Source organism: Kribbella sp. NPDC050470, from assembly GCF_044458365.1.
Classification (GTDB): Bacteria; Actinomycetota; Actinomycetes; order Propionibacteriales; family Kribbellaceae; genus Kribbella.
This window is the reverse complement of sequence record NZ_JBITHV010000008.1, coordinates 74,878-97,082: the sequence shown is the minus strand read 5'-3', so window position 1 is coordinate 97,082 and position 22,205 is coordinate 74,878. Positions and strand designations below refer to the sequence as shown.

Genomic DNA, 22,205 nt, shown 5'->3' with positions numbered 1-22,205 from the left:
CTGCTAGAGCGCACTCCAGGTCAACCCGTCAGACGAGCCAGACGCCGTCGTCCATCAACGTGCGGCTCGCGAGCTCGTCGACCTCGCGCCAGGCCAGGATCCTGGTCGGAGTCAGGCGGAAATAGGGGTACGGCGACTTGGCGGCCCGCGGATCGAATCCGGCCTTCGCCGCGAACGCGTCACCCTCGGACTGGGTCAGCGCGTCCGATCCCAGGATCACCGCGGTGGCAGTGATGTGGACGACGTCCCGGGTGTGGCCGAGGGTCAGTTGGGCCGTGGCGTTCGCGTGGAGGTTCTTGGCGGTGGGGTTGCCGGCCGCCGTGGACAGCAGGAGGGTCGAACCGTCCCAGAGGAAGGACAGCGGCATCAGGTACGGCGCGCCGTCCGCCGACGCGGTCGCGACCCAGAGGTCGACGTCCTCCTCGAGCCTGCGCAGCGTGTCCTGTTTCCGCACCGACAATGGACGGGCCGGCTCTGTCATCGTCAACTCCTCAGGGGTCGTGGGCTGCTGCAGTGTCACATGTACGGCGGGTCCTTCGTCAGAGCGGTGACGGTTGGCGGAGAGGGATGTGGTGGAGATGAGTGAGCACGACTGGCTGGCGGCCCGGTTCGAGGAGAACCGGGAGCACCTGCGCTCGGTGGCGTACCGGATCCTGGGCTCCGCTCCGGAAGCCGAGGATGCTGTGCAGGAGACGTGGATCCGGCTCAGTCGCTCCGACGCCGGCGAGATCGAGAACCTCGGCGGCTGGCTGACGACGGTGGTCGGGCGGATCTGTCTCGACATGCTGCGGCTGCGGCGCGGACATCCGGAGCAGCCGGTCGGCGACCACTCCCCCGCGCTTGCGGACGTCGCCGTACCTGATCCGGAAATCGAAGCAGTGCAGGCCGACTCGGTCGGGCTTGCGCTGCTCGTCGTACTGGAGACGTTGACGCCGGCCGAGCGGCTGGCGTTCGTGCTGCACGACATGTTCGCGGTGCCGTATGACGAGATTGCGCCGATCCTGGGCAAGTCGCCGGCGGCCGCGCGGCAGGTCGCGAGCCGGGCGCGACGGCGAGTGCAAGGTACGCCGGAGCCGCTCGAGGCGGACGCGATCCGACAGAAGGAACTCGTGACCGCGTTCCTGGCCGCTTCGCGGGGTGGCGACTTCGAGGCGTTGCTCGCCGTACTCGATCCCGATGTGGAGCTGCGTGCTGACGAGGCGGTGCTGGCGCGGGGTGCGAGTCAGCTGCGGGGTGCGGCGGCCGTTGCTCAGTCGTTCTCCGGCCGTGCGGCGGGCGCTCGGCTCTCGCTCGTCGATGGGCTGCCGGGTGCGGTGTGGTCGCTACGGGGGGAGCCGCAGGTCGTCTTCAACTTCACGATCGCCGGCGGGCGGATCACCGCGATCGAACTGCTGGGTGATCCGGAGTACCTGGCGGAGGTCGAGCTGGCGCCGTTGCAGGGCTGAGGGGAGGTACGTCGTACTGCTGCCGGCGACCTGTTGACCGGTGGGGCTGGTGTTACTTGTGTGACGAAATCCACGCTCGGACCGTCCGGACTGCGACACCCCGGAATCTGGTTTTTGCGAACGGGAAAAGTGCGCTACTGTTCTGCTCTCGCACCGAGCAGAACAACGCCGGAGCGATGCGGACGTAGCTCAGTTGGTAGAGCGCAACCTTGCCAAGGTTGAGGTCGCCGGTTCGAACCCGGTCGTCCGCTCGGAGCATTTCACTGGTGGAGTGGCCGAGAGGTTCAGGCAACGGCCTGCAAAGCCGTCTACACGGGTTCGAATCCCGTCTCCACCTCGGAACCCCAGGGTTTCAGTTGATGGTCTTGGACGATTGGCGCAGCGGTAGCGCGCTTCCCTGACACGGAAGAGGTCACTGGTTCGATCCCAGTATCGTCCACGAAGGCGATGGGCGAGGTGTGTCGCGCAGGTCCTGCGCTGACCGCCTCGCCTTCGTCATTTGTGCGGCTGCGCTTCGCTTGCCGCGAGCGGGGGCTCCGCCACCCGCACCCCCTGCGCCGTCGCTTCGCTCGGCTCCGTGGTTGGCCGCCGCTGTCGGCTGACTGGCGCGAGTTGCCCGCCGCGGCCGGCTGACCGGCGCGACTTGCTCGCCGCGGTCCGCTGACGGCGGGGGTTGCTCGCCGCCGTGGAGATCTCGGCCGCGGACCTGTTCGCCTTTGTGCTGCGCATCACCGAGAGCTGGCTCAGCGCCCCGCCCGCGCTCCAAGCGGCCGGCAGTGAGGACCCGCTAGCGCCCGAGCGCCTGCGCCAACACCGGGTCGCTCTCGAGGCCACCGTACGCAGCCTCGTCGAGAAACCCGCGTAGTCACAGGCTGCCAAGGATGGCTACCTGCGGGTAATGTCGGGGCATGGTGAGTGGCAAGCGGGCAGTCGGGTGGGGGTTGCTGGTTGCCCTGGCGCAGGGCCGGCGCCGGGTCACGGACGAAGCGCTGACGGCCGCCGTGGGTGGGCGGGTCGTGCTGGTGACGGGCGCGTCGTACGGGATCGGCGAGGCGACGGCGCGCCGGCTCGGGCAGGCTGGGGCGAAGGTCCTGCTGGTGGCGCGTACGGCGGACCGCCTGGAGGAAGTTGCCGCGGACATCCGCGCGACCGGCGGCGAGGCCGACGCGTACGCCGTCAACCTGGCTGATCCCGCAGCCGTCGAAGCGCTCGTGCGCACCGTGCTGGAGGAGCACGGCCACGTCGACGTGCTGGTGAGCAACGCGGGCCGGTCGATCCGGCGGGCGATCGCGGACACCTACCAGCGCTTCCACGACATCGAGCGGACCAACGCGATCAACTACCTCGGCCCGGCCAAGCTGGTCCTCGAGCTGTTGCCCTCGATGCGGGAGCGCAGATCCGGCCACATCGTCAACGTGTCGACGGCCGGCGTGCGGACGCCGCCGATGGCGCGCTGGTCGGCGTACCTGGCGTCGAAGAGCGCGTTCGACGTCTGGCTGCGCTGCGTCGCGCAGGAGATCCGCGGCGACGGGGTCACGGTGTCGACGGTCTACATGGGTCTGGTCCACACGCGGATGAGCGAGCCGACGCCGCTGCTCAACAAGATGCCCGGGCTGACCCCGGAGCAGGCCGCCGACCAGGTGTGTACGGCGATCGCCGGCCGCACGCACAACATCACTCCGCCGTTCGTCCGGCCCGCTGAGCTGCTCGGCAACCTGTTTCGCATCCCCACCGATCGGCTATTGGAACAGTACTTCCACCTCAGCGGCGGCGGATCCAAACGCCGGCAACCACCGGGAGCTCCAGAGTGAGAACACCGCGACCGATCGCTCCGATCCGACCACCGGACTGGCTGGTGCAGGCCGCGGCCGAGGTCGGCGGCGTGTCCGTCGCCGTACTCAAGTCCGGCGTCTGGAAACCGGCCCGGCCCTCGCACCTGGTCGGAATCGAGCGGGCGTTGCGGCACTGGGGCCAGTCGATGGCCGCGCTCGGCGCGATCGCCGCGATCAGGTTCCCGGACCGGCTTGCGGTGATCGACGACGACGGCAGTGCGACGTACGCCGAGCTGGATCGCCGGTGCGAGCGGATCGCCGCCGCCCTGCACGCCGACCACGGGATCGTTGCCGGGAGCAAGGTCGCGGTGTTGTGCCGCAACCATCGCGGCTTCCTGGAGGCGACCCTGTCGGCGTCACGGATCGGCGCGGACGTGTTGTTCGTCAACACCGAGTTCGCTCCCCCACAGCTCACTGCGGTCCTCGAGCGGCACCAGCCGGACCTGCTGATCCACGACGCCGAGTTCAGCCCGCGCACCCAGGTCCCCACAATCCTCAGCGACCACGACCTCGCTGACTCGAAGGCCGCCGAGGCCCCCAAACCGGAGTCGCCCGGTCACATCACGATCCTGACGTCGGGTACGACGGGAACGCCGAAGGCAGCCCCCCGAGCGCCGACCGCGCTCGGCCTCGCCGGGCTGACGGCCAGCGCGCTCAACCGCTTCGGACTGCGCTCCGGCGAGCCGATGCTGATCTGCCCGCCGTTGTTCCACGGCCTCGGCCTGCTCACCTCGATGCTCGCGCTCTTCCTTGGTTCGCCGCTCGTCCTCACCCGCAAGTACGACGCCCGCACCGTGCTGACCCTGGTCGAACAGACCCGCGCCGGCTCGATCGTCGCCGTACCGGTGATGCTTCGCCGGATGCTCGACCTGGGCCCGGTGGAGATCGCGCAGCACGATCTGCGGTCGCTCCGGGCGGTGATCTCCGGTGCGTCGGCGCTCGGCGCGCCGCTGGCCGAGCGGTTCATCGCGCAGTTCGGTCCGGTGCTGTGTGACGCGTACGGCTCCAGCGAGGTCGGCATCGCCACGATCGCGACGTCCGCCGACCTGACCGCGGCGCCCGGGACGGTCGGCCGGCCATGTCTCGGCAGCACGGTGCGGATCCTCGACGACGACGACCGGCCGGTGCGGATCGGCGTGACCGGGCGGATCTTCGCAGGCGGCGGGCTGGTGTTCGGCGGGTACTCCGACGGCTCGTCGAAGACGGTGGTGGACGGCCGGATGAGCACCGGCGATCTCGGCCACCTCGACCGGTCCGGGCGGCTGTTCGTCGACGGCCGCGAGGACGACATGATCGTGTCCGGTGGCGAGAACGTGTACCCAGTCGAGGTCGAGAGCTGTCTGGCGAGCCACCCCGCGGTCGCCGAGGCGGCGGTCGTCGGCGTGCCGGACGACGAGTTCGGCCAGCGCCTGGTCGGGTACGTCGTACTCCGGGCACCGGCGACCGAGGACGAGCTTGTCGACCACGTCAAGGCCAACCTGGCCCGCTACAAGACTCCCCGGCAGATCGTCGTACTCGACGAGTTCCCTCGCAACGCCACGGGCAAGGTGCTGCGGAGCAAGCTCCCTCCCCCGTGACGGAAAATTTCGAGGCCGGCACAGCCGTTGGCGCATTCCGATCAGCCGCACAGACTTGACGGATCAACCCCGTTTGCCGAGCCGAGGAGTCCGTCGTTGCAGCCCTTCGCCCTCGGTGAGGTGAAACTCGGTCCGGGCCTGCTCGCGACCAAGGCAGGCCGCATGCTCGACCACCTGCGGTCGTACGACCCCGACCGCCTGCTCCGCGCCTTCCGGGAGAACGCCGGCCTGCCGACGCCCGACGTACGCAGGCCCGGCGGTTGGGAGGACACCGCAGGCGAGGCGCATGGGAACCTCCGCGGTCACTACACCGGCCACTTCCTGTCCGCCCTCGCGCAGGCCTACGCAAGCACCGGCGAGCAGATATTCGCTGACAAACTGCGGCATCTCGTCGAAGGGCTTGCCGAGTGTCAGCAGCCGGACGGGTACTTGGCGGCGTCCCCGGAGACGCAGTTCATCGCGCTCGAGACGATGACCGAGGCCGACTACACCGTCGTCTGGGCGCCGTACTACACCGCGCACAAACTCCTCAAAGGCCTGCTCGACGCGTATCTGAGCACCGGCGACCTCCGCGCGCTCGGGCTCGCCGAAGGCCTGTGCCGCTGGATGTTCGAGCGCCTCCGGCGGCTCCCGTCCGACGTGCTGCAGCGGATGTGGTCGTTGCACGGCAGCGGCGAGTACGGCGGCCTCGCGGAAGCGGTCTGCGATCTGTACGCCGTGACGCGGGATCCGGACTGGGTGGAGTTCGGCCGGCTGCTCGACTTCGACGTACTGATCGACGCCTGTGCAGCGGGCCGGGACGTCCTGGACGGGGTGCACGCCAACCAGCACATCCCGATCTTCACCGGGCTGGTCAGGATGTTCGAGGTCACCGGCGAGGAGCGCTACCTGAACGCGGCGGTGAACTTCTGGGACCAGGTCCTGCCGGGCCGGATGTACAGCATCGGCGGGACGAGCTCGCTCGAGTTCTGGGGTCCGGCGGGGGCGATCACCGGCACACTGAGCGACACCAACGCCGAGACCTGCTGCGCCCACAACCTGCTCAAGCTCAGCCGGCTCCTCTTCACCCTGCTTCGGAATCCGAAGTACGTCGATTACTACGAGCGGACGCTGTACAACCAGATCCTCGGTTCGAAGCAGGACGTGGTCTCCGCGGATCGCCCGCTGACGACGTACTTCATCGGTCTCACGCCGGGGTCGGTCCGCAACTACCTGCCGAAGGACGGCGCGACGTGCTGCGAGGGCACCGGCCTGGAGAGCGCGACCAAGTACCAGGACTCGATCTACTTCCACAGCGACGACGAGCTCTACGTCAACCTGTACGCCGCGTCATCGGTCAGCTGGAACGGGATCACGCTGACTCAGACAACCGATTTCCCTTACGAACAAGGCGCGACGCTGACAGTCGAGGGCTCGGCGCGGTTCACCCTCAACCTTCACGTGCCGCCGTGGACGAAGATGAAGGTGAACGGGGAGCTGCAGGAGACGACCAGCCGCTACGTGTCCATCACCCGGGACTGGACCTCTGGTGACACGATTCGCGTCGAGCTCCCGTTCGAGCTCCGCACCGAGGCTGCCCTCGACGATCCGACGCTGCAGTCGGTCTTCTACGGGCCGATCAACCTGGTTGCGCTCGACGACCGCCAGGAGTTCCTCGAGCTCGGCGACCTCTCCCCGATCCCGGACAAGCCGCTGCACTTCGAGGCCGAGGGGATCGAGTTCGTGCCGTTCTTCGAGGGCACTACCGCCGCTTATCACGCCTATCTCAGATCCAGGTCCTGAGGAGGTTCGCGAAGCGTTCTGGGTGTTGCTGGTGCAGGTAGTGGGTTGTTCCGGGCCAGACTTCGATTGTGGAGTCGGGGGGCCACGGGATCGAGCGGGCGAAGGTGGCGGCGTACTCGGTTGAGTAGAGGCTCAGGCATGGTTTGCTGATTGACGGGAGGAATGCGCGGGCGGCCGGCCTGGAGCCGACGCTGTCCGGTGCCAGGTACATGGACTCGTACAGGTCTGCCAGGGCCTTCCCGGGTGTGGCGGCCATCTGTGCCCGGGCGTCGAGGTGCAGCGGGCTTCCAGGTGTGGTCGCGAACGCCTGATCGACGAACTCGACTCCCGACTCGGCGCCGCGGGTACGCAGGTCCTCCAGTACGGCGGGGCAGCGCTGCATCTCCGCGTCGTCTGCGCCGTACGCCGGGTCGATGACGACGATCCGGTCGACCAAGGCGGGATAGCGTACGGCGAGCCACGCGACCAGCTGGCCGCCCATCGAGTGGCCGACGGCAACGACCGGCTCGGTCAGCCCGGCAGCGAGATCGTCCACCAGCAGCGAGACCGTCAGAGAGCGCGTGGACGTCCGGGAGCCGTGGCCGAGGAGGTCGGGGGTGACCGCGTCGGCCCAGGGCGAGACGAGCTTCGTGATCTCCTCCCACGACTGGTGGTCTGCGCCCCACCCGTGGACGAGCAGCAGCCGGGGTCTGGTCACCACCAAATCCTTTGGGGCAGGAGCCGCGCGAGCTTGGTCATCCGTTCCAGGGCACCTTCGTGGTCGCCGACCGAGAAGGCCAGCGTCTCGGCGCCCGCGTCGGCCAGTCCCTGCGCGCTGTCGATGATCGGCGCGACAGGTCCGCCCGGCCAGTGCAGTCGTGTCCCGACCTTCACAGACCGAACGGCCTGACTCCGAATCCGGGCGACCGCAGCCGCGAAGCCCGCGCCGTCCAGGTTCAGCCCCTGCCACTCGTCCGCGAACCGCGCGACCCGGCGCAGCGCCGGACCCGTCGTCCCACCGATCATGATCGGCAGCGGCGCCCGCAGCTTCGGCTCGAAGACACCGCCGCGATCCTCGCCCTCGAACAGCCCGCGGATGATCTCCAGCCCTTCATCCGTCCGCCGCCCCCGCTCGGAGAACGACGCGCCGACCGCCGCAAACTCGGTCTCTTCCCACCCCGCTCCGATCCCGAGGATGACGCGTTCGCCGGACAGCCGGTGCAACGTGGCCGCTTGCTTCGCGACGACGTACGGGCTGCGCATCGGCAGCACCAGCACCGACGTGCCGAGCCGGATCCGTGTCGTCCGCGCGGCGAGGTAGCCGATCGTCACCAGCGGTTCGTAGACCCCGCCGTACGTCGAGCCGAACTCGCCGGGTGGCAGCAGGTGGTCGGGCAACCACGCCGTCCCGTAACCGAGCTCCTCCGCGGCGACGGCGAGCTCGCTCAACCGCTCCGGCGGCATCGTCGCGGACTCATCGGGCAGGACGACCTGCAGCTCAACCATGCGACCGACAGTAGCCCCTCACACCGATGTCAGAGTCAAGCGAAATTTTCGGCGTGCCGCGATCCAGGTTCGTTGGAAACAAGGGGTGTTAGCGTCGTCCCACTTTCCTCTGCTGAGGCGGTTGCCACGTGAGTGTTCCGGTCTTTCAGTGGGGCAACGACGCTCTGCGCCTGCACATCGCCCATGGCGAACAACTACCACCAAGCCTGCTGGCGTTGACGCTTCCCGGCGATCCTGCTCCGGATCCCGAGGAGTGCCTGCGTTCCGCCCTGCCGGTGGTCGAGCTGTCCCTCGCCGGCACCGGACGCCACGGTACGTCGGGCAAGCGGCATGTCGACGGGCTCGCGGCTCAGCGCCTCCGGCTGCAGACCTGGCAGGAGTACTTCGACGACGGCGCGCACCGTCTGCGCCTGGACCTGACTGATCCCGACAGCGGCCTGGAGGTCAAAGTCCACTACGCGATCGCCGACGGCATCCCGGTCCTCCACTCCTGCGCCGAGGTGAGTACGTCGGCGCAGCCCGTCGTACTGGACTACGTGTCGAGCCTGACGCTGTCCGGGCTCGGTCGCGGACTGCAGTGGGAGGACGAGCTCTCGTTGTGGTCGGCAGCGAATCCGTGGAGTGGTGAGTTCCGGTGGCGGCGTGCGACGCTCGGCGAGCTGGGGCTGTACGACGTCGGGATGGTCGAGTACGGCCAGACCGGGTCGAAGAATCGGATCGCGATGACGAGCACCGGCAGTTGGTCGACATCCGAGCGGCTACCGATGGGAATACTCGAGCAGCCCGGTCGCGTCATCGGCTGGCAGGTCGAGCACAACGGCGCATGGCACTACGAGCTCGGCGACCGGTACGGCGCGATCTACCTGACCGCCTCCGGTCCGACCGCCGCCGAACACCAGTGGTCTGCGCGGCTCGAGCCCGGCGAGAGCTTCCGGACCGTCCCGGCGGCGCTTGCGATCGGCAACGACCTGCAGACGGTCGCGGACGCGTTGACCGCTCATCGTCGCCGGATCCGCCGGCCGCACCCGGACACTGTCGACGTTCCGATTGTCTACAACGACTTCCTCAACGGCCTGATGGCCGACCCGACCACCGAGCGGGAGCTGCCGCTGATCGAGGCGGCCGCGGACCTCGGCGCGGAGATCCTCTGCATCGACGCGGGCTGGTATGACGACGAGGGCGGCGGCTGGTGGGACGCGGTCGGCGCGTGGAAGCCGTCGGTCAACCGGTTCCCGAACGGCGGGCTCGGCGGCGTGATCAAGCGGATTCGCGGCGCCGGGATGCGGCCGGGGTTGTGGCTCGAGCCGGAGGTGGTCGGCGTACGCAGTCCGATCGCACGGTCCCTGCCGGACGAAGCCTTCTTCCAGCGCGACGGACAGCGGCTGACGGAGTGGGGCCGGCATCAATTGGATCTCCGTCATCCGGCCGCGAAGGCGCACGTCGACGAGGTGGTCGACCGGCTGATGTCGGCGTACGACCTGGCCTATCTCAAGCTGGACTACAACATCGACATCGGTCCCGGCACCGACGTGAGCGGGAGTGTTGGCGCTGGGCTGCTCGCGCACAACCGGGCGTACCTCGCGTGGGTCCGTGAGCTGATGGACCGGTACCCGAACCTCACGATCGAGGGCTGCTCGGCGGGTGGCAGCCGGACCGACGGGGCGTCCGGCGCGGTGTTCCCGATCCAGTCGCTCACCGACCAGCAGAACTTCCGGCTGATGCCGCCGATCGCGGCCGCGTCACCGCTCTCGATCACTCCTGAGCAGGCCGGTGTCTGGGCATCCGTCGACGGATCGATGACGGACGAGGACCTGGCCTTCTCGCTCATCACGAGCCTGCTGTTCCGCATCCACCTGGCCGGTCGGATCGACACCCTCTCCCCCGCGCAGCGCACGATCGTTCGCGATGCCTTACGCACCTATCGCGCCATCCGCGGGACGATGGCTGACGGTACGCCGTACTGGCCGTTGGGACTGCCGGGGTGGCGGGACGACTGGATTGCGGTCGGCCGGCGTACCCGAGCAGGGTCGCTGCTAGCGGTCTGGCGGCGGGACGGCGAGGCCAAGATCACGCTGCCGATCGAGGTCGACGATGTCGAGGTCCTCTACCCGCGGTGGGGTGGCGAGGTGATCAACCTCGACCCGGACAGTGTCGAGATCGGCCTGCCGCTCAACTCAGCGCGGCTGCTCCGCCTGCACTGAACGCGGCGGGTGTCCGGTGTAGCTGACCGTGCTCGCGCTGTTCGTCCCGTACTTGCCCCGGATCGTGGCGCGGATCCGCGGCGCCCAACCCGCCCGCGACCGCCTGGCCTTCGGCGAGGACGACTGATGGGAGAGTAGGGGCTGTGAAGATCCTGGTCGGCTACGTGCCAACTCCCGAGGGCGAGGCCGCGCTGGCGGCCGCGGCTGCCGAGGCGGAACTGCGCGGGGCGTCCGTGCTGCTGCTCAACACCAGCCGCGGCGACGCCTACATCGACGCCCGCTACGCCAACGCCGAGGAGCTGGCCGCCGCCGAGGCAGGTCTGCGCGAGCGTGGCGTCGAGGTCACGATCCAGCAGGCCCTCTCCTCCGGCGACGTCGCCGGCGAGCTCCTCAAGGCAGCCGCCGCCGAGGACGTCATCCTCATCGTCCTCGGCCTCCGCCGCCGCAGCCCCGTGGGCAAACTCATCCTCGGCAGCACCGCCCAACGAGTCCTCCTCGAGTCCCCCGTCCCGGTCCTCGCCGTCAAAGCCCCCGCCCGCGACTGAGGCGGACGCCCAGGCCATCACAATCCGCACGTCCCGGCCTGCGCCCGCGGGGAGCGTCGGCTCGGGGCGAGATTGTGATGGCCTGGCGGTTCGCCAAACCAGGTGAGCTCCTGGACCGGGCCGCCTAAACTGGTCTGGTTATGCCTGATGCCCGGACCGAGTCGTCTAGTCCAAACCCAGCCACCGGTCCCGCCCAGGACCCCGCCGCGCGCCCGCCGCGCCGCAACCCCGCCGCAGGCGGCTCCGCCGCAGGCGGTTCCGGCACAGGCCGCCCCGTGGACACCGCCGGGACGAGCGGCGGCTCCGACGACTCCCGCGGTTCTCGCCGTCGCTCCGGCGGACGGCGCTCCGCCTCCACCGGACCCGCCGAAGGCGGGGTGCCGACGCTTGCTGAGCTAGTGGCGCGGCTGGAAGGGCTGACTGCGTCCGACCGCGAGCAGTTGGGGCGGCGGTTGGAGCGGGTTCGACGGACGGGTGAGGGCCCGAAGCGCGAGCAGGAGCTGCGGGGTGTGCTCGGCGCGGTCGAGCAGGCCGAGCGGCGGGTGGAGGTACGGCGGGGCGCCGTACCGGAGATCTCGTACCCGGAAGAGCTGCCGGTCAGCCAGCTGAAGGACGAGATCGCGGACGCGATCCGGGCGCACCAGGTCGTGGTGATCGCGGGTGAGACCGGGTCCGGGAAGACCACCCAGATCCCGAAGATCTGCCTCGAGCTCGGCCGCGGGGTGCACGGCATGATCGGCCACACGCAGCCGCGCCGACTGGCGGCGCGGACGGTCGCGGAGCGGATCGCCGAGGAGCTCGGCACCGAGCTGGGCGAGACGATCGGCTTCGCGGTGCGGTTCACCGACAAGGTGAGCGAACGCTCGCTGGTGAAGCTGATGACCGACGGCATCCTGCTCAACGAGCTGCAGCGCGACCGCGACCTGACCCGGTACGACACGCTCATCATCGACGAGGCGCACGAGCGCAGCCTGAACATCGACTTCATCCTCGGCTACCTCAAGCAGCTCCTCCCCCGCCGCCCCGACCTCAAGGTCATCATCACCTCGGCCACCATCGATCCCGAGCGGTTCGCCGAGCACTTCGCGGACAGCCAGGGCACCCCGGCGCCGATCGTCGAGGTCTCCGGCCGGACGTACCCGGTGGAGGTCCGCTACCGGCCGATCAACGACCCGGACGACCCGAGCACGATCGAGCGCGACCAGACCCAGGCGATCCTGGACGCCGTCGACGAGCTCGAGTACGAGGCGTCCGGCGACGTACTGGTGTTCCTCAGCGGCGAGCGCGAGATCCGCGACACCGCGGACGCGCTCAACGACAAGTACGCCGCCCAGCGCGGCCGGCCCGGCGCCGTCGAGGTGCTCCCGCTCTACGCCCGGCTGTCCAACGCCGAGCAGCACCGCGTCTTCCAGCCGCACTCCGGCCGCCGGATCGTGCTCGCGACCAACGTGGCCGAGACCTCGCTGACCGTCCCCGGCATCAAGTACGTGATCGACCCCGGTACGGCGCGGATCTCGCGCTACAGCCATCGCACCAAGGTCCAGCACCTGCCGATCGAGCCGGTCTCGCAGGCGAGCGCCAACCAGCGCAAGGGCCGGTGCGGCCGGACCAGCGACGGTATCTGCATCCGGCTGTACTCGGAGGAGCACTTCGAGGGCCGGCCCGAGTTCACCGACCCGGAGATCCTGCGCACGAACCTGGCCTCGGTCATCCTGCAGATGACCGCGATCGGGCTCGGCGACATCGCCGCGTTCCCGTTCATCGACGAGCCGGACAAGCGCAGCATCACCGACGGCCTGCAGCTGCTGACCGAGCTCGGCGCGATCGAGAAGGCCGGCCGCCTGACCCCGGTCGGCCGCCAGCTCGCCCAGATCCCGCTCGACCCGCGGCTCGCCCGGATGATCGTCGAGGCGGACAAGCACGCGTGCGTGCGCGAGGTGATGGTGATCGCGGCCGCGCTGTCGATCCAGGACCCGCGCGAACGCCCGACCGACGCCGAGGCGCAGGCGCAGCAGGCGCACGCCCGGTTCCGCGACCCGAACAGCGACTTCCTCGGGTACCTGAACCTGTGGAACTACCTGAAGAAGCAGCAGAAGGAGCTGTCCGGCAACCAGTTCCGCCGGATGTGCCGCAGCGAGTACCTGAACTACCTCCGGGTCCGCGAGTGGCAGGACATCTTCGCCCAGCTCCGCCAGGTCGCCTCCCAGATCGGTGTCACGCTGAACAGCGGTGAGCCGGCCGACCCGCAGAGCGTGCACGTCTCGCTGATGTCCGGCCTGCTGTCCCACCTGGGCATGAAGGACCCGTCGAACCAGCACCAGTACCTCGGCGCCCGCGGCACCAAGTTCGCGATCTTCCCCGGCTCCGGCCTGTTCAAGAAGCCGCCGCAGTTCGTGATGGCCGCCGAGCTGGTCGAGACGTCGAGGCTGTGGGCGCGGGTCAACGCCAAGATCGAGCCCGAGTGGGCCGAGGACATCGCCCAGCACCTGATCAAGCGCTCGTACTCCGAGCCGCACTGGGAGCGCAAGGCCGGCGCGGTGATGGCCTACGAGAAGGTCACGCTGTACGGGGTGCCGATCGTGGCCCGGCGCAAGGTGAACTACGGCAAGGTCGACCCGGAGGTGTCGCGCGAGCTGTTCATCCGGCACGCGCTGGTCGAGGGCGACTGGGACACCCACCACAAGTTCTTCCACGAGAACCGCAAGCTGATCGAGGAGGTCGAGGAGCTCGAGGAGCGGACCCGCCGGCGCGACCTGCTGGTCGACGACGAGACGCTGTTCGCCTTCTACGACGAGCGGATCGGCAGTGAGGTGGTCACCGGCCGGCACTTCGACACCTGGTGGAAGAAGGCCCGGCAGCGCGACGCCGACCTGCTCGACTTCGAGCGGTCGCTGGTGGTCCGCGAGGGCGCGGAGGTCAGGGAGGACGAGTTCCCGCTGACCTGGACGCGGAACGGGATGACCTTCGACCTGACCTACGCGTTCGAGCCGGGCACCGACGCCGACGGCGTGACCGTGCACCTCCCGCTGCTGGTGCTGAACCAGGTCACCGCCGACGGGTTCGAGTGGAGCGTGCCCGGGTTCCGCGAGGAGCTGGTCACCACCCTGATCAAGTCGTTGCCGAAGGCAATCCGGAAGAACATCGTGCCGGCCCCGGACCACGCCCGCCAGGTCCTCCCCCGGCTGGACCCGGCGTCCGGCCCGTTGACCGACGCGCTCGCCCGCGAGCTGCGCAACCTCCGCGACGTGGTCATCGAGCCGGCCGACTGGGACTGGAGCCGGGTGCCCGAGCATCTGCGGATGACGTTCCGGGTGGTCGACGACCAGGGCAAGACCGTGGCCGAGGGCAAGGACCTGGCCAAGCTGAAGGAGCGGCTGAGGCCGAGGACCAAGGCCGCGATCTCGAAGGTCGCGTCGAAGGCGGTGAGCGGGCTGGAGCGGTCCGGCCTGACCGACTGGACCTTCGGCGACCTGCCGCGCAGCTTCTCCGAGCACCGCAACGGGCTCACGGTGGCCGGCTACCCGGCGCTGGTCGACGAGGGCAAGACGGTCGCGATCCGGCTGCAGGAGACCGAACGCGACCAGGCTGCCGCGATGTGGAACGGCACTCGCCGGCTCCTGCTGCTCACGATGCCGTCGGTGATCGACGTCGTCCAGCGGAACCTGACCAACCAGCAGAAGATGACGCTGATGGCCGGCCCGCACCGCAACGTCGGGGAGCTGCTGGACGACGCGATCTCGGCGGCCGTCGACCAACTGATGGCCGCGGCGAACGGACCGGCGTGGAACCTGACCGCATTCTCCATCCTGCGCGACGCCGTACGGTCGGACCTTGCGGACACTGTGCTGACGATCCTCAAGCAGGTCGAGCAGGTGCTGTCGCATGCGCGGGCCGTGGACAAGCTGATCTCGCGGGCGTCGAGCCCGGCGCTGATCGCGGCGTTGTCGGATGTCCGCGGGCAACTGGAAGGGCTGGTCCACCCCGGGTTCATCACCGAGACCGGCGCGAAACGGCTGCCGGATCTGGTCCGCTACCTGCGCGGGATGGAGCAGCGGCTGGACAAGATCGGCGCCAACGCGATGCGGGACCGCTCGGGGATGGCGATCATCCAAACGCTCGATGACGAGTACCGCGCCCGGCTGGCCGCCGTACCGACCGGGAAGTACCCGAGCCCGGAGCTCCTCGAGGTCCGCTGGATGCTCGAGGAACTGCGGATCAGCCTCTTCGCGCAAACCCTCGGCACGCCGTACCCGGTGTCGGAGAAGCGGATCCGGAAGGCGCTCGCGGCGGCTTGATCGATCGTTGATGCCCGGCGGGCATCGTCGGGGTATGACTGGACGATTGGTGAGGGTGCGGGCGGTGTGTGCGCTCGCTGCGCTTGTGATGACGCCGCTGGTTGCTTCGGGCCCGGCGAGCGCCGTGGCGGTCGGTGACTGGACCCAGTTCCGGAACGGGCCGGCGCACCAGGGGGTCAACCCGGCCGAGACCGCGCTGTCGGTGTCGACCGTCAGCGGGTTACGGCAACAGTGGGTGACGAAAGATCGGGGGCAGTGTCTGGTCCTCGCCTGCGACGGCGGACGGCAGGCTGTACGTCGGTGGGCTCGACGGCCGGCTGCACGCGCTCGACGCGGCGACGGGCCAGACGCTGTGGGCGAAGCCGGACAGCGCGCTGACCGGCGACTGGACGTTCACCTCGCCGGCGGTCGGCGACGGCGTGGTGTACCTGGGGATCAACCGGCCCTCGGCCGAGATCTGGGCGTTCGACGCGGTGACCGGGGCGACCCGGTGGCGGACCGGCGCCTCGATCAGCAACATCAACGGGTCGCCGACGCTGGCCGGATCGGTCCTGTACGCCGCGACGACCGAGGACCAGGTGCTGGCGCTCGACGCCGCCACCGGCGCCCGGATCTGGGACGCGGAACCCAACGGGGGTCGCGGATCCGGCTTCTACTCGTCGCCGACCGTTGCTGAAGGCAAAGTCTTCGCCGCGTCGCTGAACCAGCGGCTGTACGCCCTGGACCAGGCGACCGGCGCGGTGCTGTGGTCGTTCCCGACCGGTGGGCACAACTCGTCGACGCCGGCAGTGGTCGACGGGACGGTGTACTTCGGTTCGCGGGACGGGCATGTGTACGCCGTGGACGCAGCAACCGGCGTGCAGCGGTGGAAGACGCAGTACGGCACGAACATTCTCGCGTCGTTCCAGTCCTCCCCGGCTGTGTCCAACGGGACGGTCTACATCGGCACGAACAACGACCGCCGAGTGCTCGCGCTCGACGCGGCGACCGGCGCAATCCGGTGGAGCTTCCGCACCGGTGGCGTGGTGATGTCCTCGCCGGCGGTCGCGAACGGCGTCGTGTACGTCGGGTCGGACGACCGCAGCGTCTATGCACTACGCGCCACGAACGGACAACGACTGTGGTCCGGCCGGGTGTCCGGTGCGGTCGACTCCGGCCCGGTGGTCGCGCAGGGCAAGGTCTACGCCGGGACGTACGGCGACAACGGCGGCGGCAACGTCTATTCGTTCGCGCTCAGACGCTGACCGTTGCCATGCGGTCCAGGCTGCTGCAGCGCCTCGCTGAGCAACCGCAGGCACTGCGCAGCACCGCGCCGGTCGTCGGTGCGTTCGCAGATCGCCAGCGCGGACCGCAGGCATTCGAGCGCCCGGTCGACGTGGCCCAGGTCGCGGTGGGTCATGCCGAGGTGGGTCAGGCAGTGCGCCTGACCCGCCTCGTCGGCCAGCTCACGGAACATCGCCAACCCCCGTGTGAAACCGGCGAGTGCCTCGCTTGGCGAGCCGGCGGCCTCATACACCTCGCCGACGTTCGTCCACGCCGCAGCGCGGCCGCGGCGGTTGCCGAGCTCGGCCCAGATCGTGCTGGACTCCGCGAGACAGCGGAGTGCTTCGTCGTACCGGCCGAGTCGTCCGAGCACCGGACCCAGGTTGTTCAGGTAGATGCCTCTGCTGTGCGGGTCACCAGCGAGGGACAGGGCCTCGGTCAGGCACGTTGCGGCCTGGTCGTAGCGTCCGAGGCTGTCGTAGACGGTCCCTAGGCCGTTCAGGCACGAGGCGCGGTCTACAGCCTCGGTGAACAACCGGAGTGCGGCCCGCAGGTGGTCCACAGCCTGGTCGTACTCCCCCTGCAACTCATAGGCCGCACCCAGGTCCCGATGCGCCAAGCCCTCGGCATACGAGTCCCGCGTACGGCGTGCCACCGCCAGCGCAGTTTGGTTGAGCCGGATCCAGTCCGCCCGATGACCTCTGATGTGGAAGAACGCGAACAGCCCACGCGCCAACTGCAGCGGGATGTCGTCCGGTACGCCGTCAGTCGCCGCCGCCTGCTCGACCGTCGCCAGCAGGTTCGCCCGCTCGGTCTCGAACCAGTCCAACGCCGCCCGCACATCGCTGAACGCCGTAGCGCCCGCCGCCCACTCCCCCGCGGTGCGCAGGCGCGGGTCGCCCGGGCGGAGCATCGCGTACCCGTTCCACACGGTCGCGACCTGCCAGCGCATGGCTTTAGTCAGCACAGCACCGAGGTCCTGCCCTGCAGCGACCTCACGAGCCAGCAAGCGCAGCAGCTCGTGCAGTCGGTAGCGACCGGGCGCTGGGCTCTCCAGCAGCTGTGCGTCGACCAGCAGCTCCAGCACCGGTGTCGGGTCCGCTGAGCCCAACAGGCGTTCCGCAAACGGCGGACTGAGGTCGGCAGCGTCGGGCAGGCCCAGCAGACCAAAGGCCGCCGCAGCCTCGCGTTCTGCGGCCGACCCGGCGGCCAGCAACCGATGGCTCAGCTGGAGCGACGCGCGAACGTCGAGGTCGCCCGCAAGTAGCTCGTCCAGGCGACTGCGGGTATCAGCGAGCCGATCAGTCAGCGTCCGGACCGGCCACGCGGGACGTGCCGCCAGCCGAGCACCGGCGATCCGCACTGCCAACGGCAGGCCTCCGCACAACGCGACCAGCTTCCGCGCGGCCGCTGGGTCGGCCGCGATCCGGTCAGACCCAGCCAACTGCCCCAGCAGCGTCAGCGACTCGCTGGCTGCCAGCGGACGCAGATGCAGATGTCGTACGCCGTCCAACGTCGCCAGCACCCGCCGACTGGTCAGCAGTACGGCGCAGGCCGGCCCAGCAGGCAGCAACGGCCGCACCTGCGCCGCGTCAGCCGCGTTGTCCAGTACGACGAGCACGCGCCGCGTCGCCGTCTCCGCACGGAACCGGCCAGCGGCCTCGTCCAGGTCGTACCGCCCGGCATCAGGTACGTCGAGCGCACGCAGGAACCGGCCGAGCACCCCGATCGGCGTACCGTCCGAGGACAGGTCGGCGTACAACTGCCCGTCCGGGAAGCTCGCCGCGACGAGGTGCGCGGCATGAACGGCCAAGGCGGACTTGCCGATCCCCGCCACCCCGTCGACCGCCCCAACGGCCGCGTCGCCTTTCAGCAGACCGGTCAGCTCGGCCAGCTCGGTACGGCGGCCAGTGAAGGTGGTCACGTCCGCCGGGAGCTGGCGCGGAACCACAGTGCGCGTTGCCAGCGACAGGTGATCGGGGAGGTCGAGCACCGGGTCGGCGGCGAGCATCTGCTCGTGCAGGTCCCGTACGGCGCGGCCGGGCTCGGTGCCGAGTTCGTTGGCCAGCCGGTCGCGGAGACGGCGGTAGGCCGCGAGCGCATCGGCCTGCCGACCGGACCGGTAGAGCGCGAGCATCCACTGCTGCCACAGGCGCTCTCGGAGCGGGTTGTCCTCTACGAGGGCGCGTAGCTCTGTGGTGAGCTCGGTGTGCTGGCCCAGAGCGAGCCGAGCTTCGACCAGGGTCTCGCTGGCGGCCAGTCGTCGTTCCTCCGCCACGACAAGGCGGCCGTCGGGGTCGGCGTCGACGGGCACGTCCTCGAGCGGGCGGCCGCGCCAGAGTGCCAGGCCTTTGCTCAGCTGCTGGCTGGCGGCCAGCGGGTCCCCATCGCGTAGTGCCTGCTCGCCGCCGCTGGTCAGCTCCTCGAAGGCCAACAAGTCGAGGTCGGCGGCGGTCACGTCCATCCGATAACCGGCCGCATCAGTCACCAGCCGCGGCAGCCGGCCGTCGACGACACCTGGCCCGGTGCTGAGCTGCAGGTCGCGGCGCAGGGCCGACACGTAGGTGCGCAGTGCTCCGATCGCGGTCGGCGGCGGCCGCTCGGGCCAGACCGTCTCGACCAGTCGGCCCGCGGTCAGTGGACGGTTGGCGCTCACGAGCAGGATCGCGAGGACGGCACGCAACTTCGGCGAGCCCAGCCTCACCGGCTCGCCCCGGCCATCCCTTATCTCCAGCGGTCCGAGCACCTTGAACCGCACCTGGGCCCCCTCCCGTCGTCACCCAGACCAACGGATCACCCCGCCCAGCGGTTCAACGCCGCAGCAGATCGGCCTGGCAGGCCGTGGATGGTTCAGGGGACGAAGGCTCGCTGGGAGCGGCGGCGGAACTCCCGCGGCGAGAGCCGGTGGGCGGCGGCGAAGCAGCGGCTGAAGTACGACTGGCTCGCGAAACCGCAGCGGGCGGCGATCGCCGCGACCGGGTCGTTTGTTGCTGCCAGCAACGATGAGGCGTGCTCGAGGCGGAGGTCGGTGACGAAGTCCGTCGGGGTCACGCCGTACGCCGCCCGCATCGATCGGGACAAGTGGGCCGGGCTGACACCGGCCAGCTCGAGCAGTCTGGGCACGCCGCCCCGGAGGTTGTCCTCGGCGCGCATCGCCGTACAGGCCTTGGCCAGCCAGTCCGGTGTCCCCAGGCGGGTCGACGGGTCGTGCGGCGAGACCAGGGTGAGCAGGTCGATCCAGAACCGCATCAGGTCGTACGGGCCGGGGTTGTCCTGGAAACGTTCGAGGGCGCGCTCGAACACCGCGATGGCGGCGGGTGCATGAACTGCCAGGTGTGCGCTGCCCGGATCGGTCCTGGTGAGGGCGAGGAAGCCCTGCCAGGCCGAGCTCGGGAACGCCACGTTGATGAACTCCAGGCCGCTCGGCGCCGAGCCGCGGACGGCATGCCGATCCATTGGCCGGACCAGAACGACGTCACCGGCGCGAAGTCGCTCGACGCCAGTCGTCAGCAGGTGCTCGCCCTCACCCGAGACCACGCCCATGAACTCGTGGAAGTCCGCATGGGTGTGCAACTCGGTGTCGCGGGCGCGCGCCGGGATCCGCACCCGCGCCGCGTGGTACGGCCGGCCGAACGCGTGCGACTCGAACCGCAGCACCTGGTCCACATCAACACGCTACAAGTTCTCGTCAGCTCGCTGCTAGTACGACGCCTCCCGGCAACCGCAGCATTGAGGCATGTACGAGACCGAGGGCTATGTCATCTTCCGTGACGTCATCGACCAGGAACTGATCAAGGAAGTGAACGACCATGTCGAGTGGCTGCAGGCGCGGCATCCCGACGTACGGCCCGAGCAGCTCGGGCACGTCTACCTGCGCGACGACCCGTTCTGGGTCCGGCTGGTGAGTGACGAGCGGCTGCTCGACATCGCCGCGGAGTTCGTCGGGCCGGACCTCGCGTTGTTCGCGTCGCACTACATTTCCAAGCCGCCGTACTCCGGGCAGCCGGTGCTGTGGCACCAGGACGCGGCGTTCTGGCCGCTGGATCCGATGCAGGTGGTGACGCTGTGGCTGGCCGTCGACCACTCCACCCCGGAGAACGGCTGTGTGCGGGTCATCCCCGGCAGCCACCGGTCCGAGGTGGCCGGGATGCGCGACAACACCGAGGTCGAGAGCGTGCTGGGCAAGGAGATCGCGGTCGAGGTGGACGAGTCGGCGGCCGTCGACATGGTGCTGGCGCCCGGCGACGTCGAGGTGCACCACCCGAACATCGTGCACGGCAGCAACGCGAACACCTCGCCGAACCGGCGTTGCGGGCTGACCATCCGCTACATCCCGACCTCGACCCGGATCACCGACCCGGAGACGCCGTACCCGAGCGCGTTCCACCTCCGCGGCGAGCCGGGCGTGAACAGCTATCAGCCCCGGCCCCGGTACGTCGAGGGCCGCCACTTCCCCTTCACCGGCAGCAGCGAGTGGACCTAGACAGCAGCAGCCCGCCCCGGCCGGGTGGCCGGGGCGGGCTGTCGATCCAGGCAGTTGTTCCTACTCCAGGCAGATTCGGAACGGGTGGCCTGCGGGGTCGGCGTAGATCCGCCAGCCGCGAGCGTTCTCGGCGGGGGGTGGGTCCAGGGGGTCGAGCGGTTCGGCCCCCAGCGCGGTCACGCTGGCGTGACCGCTGGAGAGGTCCTCGACGATGAGGTCGAGATGGAGATCCTGCGCGTCGGTGCCGGGCCAGGTCGCCGGCACGAACTCCTCCGAGCGCCGGAAGGCCAGCGTCGAGAACCCGAACGACGAGCCGGGGCCGGTCAGGCTCCGCCAGTCGTCGTCACCGTTCTCGTCGATGTCCAGCCCCAGCAGCGCCGAGTAGAACTGGGCGAGCTCGAGTGGGTCCGGGCAGTCCAGCACCACCGAGCCGAGCCGCCCGGCAGTACTGCCCGGCTGCTCTGCCACCTGCGTCATCTGTCCTCCAGCTTCTTTCTTCAACTGCCCGCCCCTGTCCGGGGCAGGACCGGCCAGGCCCGTCGTGGTCGGAAGGCCCGGCCGCCTACGATGACAGGTCGGACGGACACTTCGCATCTTTCGACACGCCTACTTGACGGGTCACACGATCGCGGACAGTGAGCGTACCTGCTAACCAGTCAGACAGTGGAAGCAGAACGGCGCTTGGCGCTGAGCTTGCGGATCTTCGCCTGAGTCCCGCAGTCCTGCATCGAGCACCAGCGGCGTGACCCGTTCCGGCTGCGGTCGAGGAACAGGAAGCCGCAGCCGCCCTCGTCGACCGGGCAGGCCCGGAGCTGCCGCAGGTCGACGGTCCGCAGCAGCTCGACCGCGGCGCTGACCAGCCGATCCGGGATCATCGACGCCGGCGACGTACCGACCATCAACTCGGCGACAGCACCACCTGGAACGAGCACCGAGCGCGCCGCGGCGGCCGACCAACGGAGCGTCAGAAGCTCAAGCGCAGCAGCGAATTCGGCTCTCTGATCTCGCCGACTCAGGGCCGTGTAGACAGCCTCCCGGATCTCGACCGTCGCATGCAACGCCTGCGCAGCCACACCAGGGGCAGCGCTCCACGCGGAGCCGACAGCATCCGCCTCAGCCTCGGTGAGCAGCTCGGTACGGCGACCCCACGCCAGCAGCTCCTCAGGCCCTGGAATGTAGTCCCGCTGATCGTCCGCGCCACCGACCACCCGCGGCGCGACCGTGTTCACCAACTCGAGGGCGGGATGCCCTCCGACGATCCGGAGTTCGTCATTGCGGTCTTCTGCCATACGTGACA

17 protein-coding genes and 3 tRNA genes are annotated in these 22,205 nt (G+C 69.5%); 13 read left to right on the top strand and 7 right to left on the bottom strand.

Annotated elements, in window-relative coordinates:
- Window positions 1–28: 28 nt before the first annotated feature.
- On the bottom strand, window positions 29–481 hold the full coding sequence (locus ACIBGM_RS24490) for a pyridoxamine 5'-phosphate oxidase family protein (protein ID WP_360538896.1): 453 nt from the start codon (window positions 479–481) through the stop codon (window positions 29–31).
- Between the two features lie 97 nt (window positions 482–578).
- Between ACIBGM_RS24490 and ACIBGM_RS24485 the strand changes: the two genes are divergently transcribed.
- The 8 genes from ACIBGM_RS24485 (at window position 579) to ACIBGM_RS24450 (ending at window position 6,636) form a co-directional block, all read left to right on the top strand.
- The gene (locus ACIBGM_RS24485) at window positions 579–1,445 is read left to right on the top strand and encodes a sigma-70 family RNA polymerase sigma factor (RefSeq protein WP_360538893.1); all 867 of its coding nucleotides are present in this window, start codon (window positions 579–581) and stop codon (window positions 1,443–1,445) included.
- Between the two features lie 178 nt (window positions 1,446–1,623).
- Window positions 1,624–1,696 (top strand) — tRNA-Gly (locus ACIBGM_RS24480).
- Between the two features lie 14 nt (window positions 1,697–1,710).
- A tRNA-Cys gene (locus ACIBGM_RS24475) sits at window positions 1,711–1,782 on the top strand.
- Between the two features lie 30 nt (window positions 1,783–1,812).
- Window positions 1,813–1,884, top strand: a tRNA-Val gene (locus tag ACIBGM_RS24470).
- 246 nt (window positions 1,885–2,130) lie between these two features.
- On the top strand, window positions 2,131–2,310 hold the full coding sequence (locus tag ACIBGM_RS24465; protein ID WP_360538130.1) for a hypothetical protein: 180 nt from the start codon (window positions 2,131–2,133) through the stop codon (window positions 2,308–2,310).
- Between the two features lie 43 nt (window positions 2,311–2,353).
- Window positions 2,354–3,256 carry an SDR family NAD(P)-dependent oxidoreductase gene (locus ACIBGM_RS24460; protein WP_360538128.1) on the top strand — a complete coding sequence of 301 codons (903 nt, stop codon included), beginning with the start codon at window positions 2,354–2,356 and terminating at the stop codon, window positions 3,254–3,256.
- On the top strand, window positions 3,253–4,854 hold the full coding sequence (locus ACIBGM_RS24455; RefSeq protein ID WP_396386845.1) for an AMP-binding protein: 1,602 nt from the start codon (window positions 3,253–3,255) through the stop codon (window positions 4,852–4,854). The genes ACIBGM_RS24460 and ACIBGM_RS24455 overlap by 4 nt, the downstream gene beginning before the upstream one ends.
- A gap of 96 nt (window positions 4,855–4,950) precedes the next feature.
- On the top strand, window positions 4,951–6,636 hold the full coding sequence (locus tag ACIBGM_RS24450) for a beta-L-arabinofuranosidase domain-containing protein (protein ID WP_360538124.1): 1,686 nt from the start codon (window positions 4,951–4,953) through the stop codon (window positions 6,634–6,636).
- On the opposite strand, the gene ACIBGM_RS24445 is transcribed toward ACIBGM_RS24450, so the two are convergent.
- Entirely contained in the window at window positions 6,620–7,333 is a 714-nt protein-coding gene (locus tag ACIBGM_RS24445) for an alpha/beta hydrolase (protein WP_360538122.1), read from the bottom strand. The genes ACIBGM_RS24450 and ACIBGM_RS24445 overlap by 17 nt on opposite strands.
- Window positions 7,330–8,121 (bottom strand): LLM class flavin-dependent oxidoreductase, encoded by a 792-nt coding sequence (locus ACIBGM_RS24440; RefSeq protein ID WP_360538120.1) that lies wholly within the window; start codon window positions 8,119–8,121, stop codon window positions 7,330–7,332. The genes ACIBGM_RS24445 and ACIBGM_RS24440 overlap by 4 nt, the downstream gene beginning before the upstream one ends.
- Window positions 8,122–8,249: 128 nt before the next feature.
- On the opposite strand from ACIBGM_RS24440, the gene ACIBGM_RS24435 reads away from it, so the two are divergent.
- The 4 genes from ACIBGM_RS24435 (at window position 8,250) to ACIBGM_RS24420 (ending at window position 16,406) form a co-directional block, all read left to right on the top strand.
- Window positions 8,250–10,322: a glycoside hydrolase family 36 protein gene (locus ACIBGM_RS24435; protein ID WP_360538118.1), complete on the top strand. Its 2,073-nt coding sequence runs from the start codon at window positions 8,250–8,252 to the stop codon at window positions 10,320–10,322.
- A 143-nt stretch (window positions 10,323–10,465) separates the two neighbouring features.
- Window positions 10,466–10,867: a universal stress protein gene (locus tag ACIBGM_RS24430; RefSeq protein ID WP_360538116.1), complete on the top strand. Its 402-nt coding sequence runs from the start codon at window positions 10,466–10,468 to the stop codon at window positions 10,865–10,867.
- Window positions 10,868–11,244: 377 nt separating this feature from the next.
- Window positions 11,245–15,162, top strand: coding sequence for an ATP-dependent RNA helicase HrpA (gene hrpA, locus ACIBGM_RS24425; protein ID WP_360538132.1), 3,918 nt, complete (start codon window positions 11,245–11,247; stop codon window positions 15,160–15,162).
- 245 nt (window positions 15,163–15,407) lie between these two features.
- Window positions 15,408–16,406: a PQQ-binding-like beta-propeller repeat protein gene (locus ACIBGM_RS24420; RefSeq protein WP_396387064.1), complete on the top strand. Its 999-nt coding sequence runs from the start codon at window positions 15,408–15,410 to the stop codon at window positions 16,404–16,406.
- Here ACIBGM_RS24420 and ACIBGM_RS24415 read toward each other — a convergent pair.
- Both ACIBGM_RS24415 and ACIBGM_RS24410 read right to left on the bottom strand, forming a co-directional pair.
- Window positions 16,382–19,183, bottom strand: a complete 2,802-nt coding sequence (locus tag ACIBGM_RS24415) for a BTAD domain-containing putative transcriptional regulator (protein WP_360538113.1) — start codon at window positions 19,181–19,183, stop codon at window positions 16,382–16,384. The two genes, ACIBGM_RS24420 and ACIBGM_RS24415, sit on opposite strands and share 25 nt — an antisense overlap.
- 92 nt (window positions 19,184–19,275) lie before the next feature.
- Window positions 19,276–20,091, bottom strand: coding sequence for an AraC family transcriptional regulator (locus ACIBGM_RS24410; protein WP_360538111.1), 816 nt, complete (start codon window positions 20,089–20,091; stop codon window positions 19,276–19,278).
- Between the two features lie 70 nt (window positions 20,092–20,161).
- Between ACIBGM_RS24410 and ACIBGM_RS24405 the strand changes: the two genes are divergently transcribed.
- Window positions 20,162–20,908 (top strand): phytanoyl-CoA dioxygenase family protein, encoded by a 747-nt coding sequence (locus tag ACIBGM_RS24405; RefSeq protein ID WP_360538109.1) that lies wholly within the window; start codon window positions 20,162–20,164, stop codon window positions 20,906–20,908.
- Window positions 20,909–20,968: 60 nt separating this feature from the next.
- Here ACIBGM_RS24405 and ACIBGM_RS24400 read toward each other — a convergent pair whose 3' ends face one another.
- Complete coding sequence (locus tag ACIBGM_RS24400) at window positions 20,969–21,385, bottom strand: VOC family protein (protein WP_360533656.1); 417 nt, start codon at window positions 21,383–21,385, stop codon at window positions 20,969–20,971.
- A 179-nt stretch (window positions 21,386–21,564) separates the two neighbouring features.
- A complete protein-coding gene (locus tag ACIBGM_RS24395) occupies window positions 21,565–22,197 on the bottom strand; it encodes a CGNR zinc finger domain-containing protein (RefSeq protein WP_360533653.1) in 633 nt (210 codons plus the stop codon).
- Window positions 22,198–22,205: the final 8 nt, after the last annotated feature.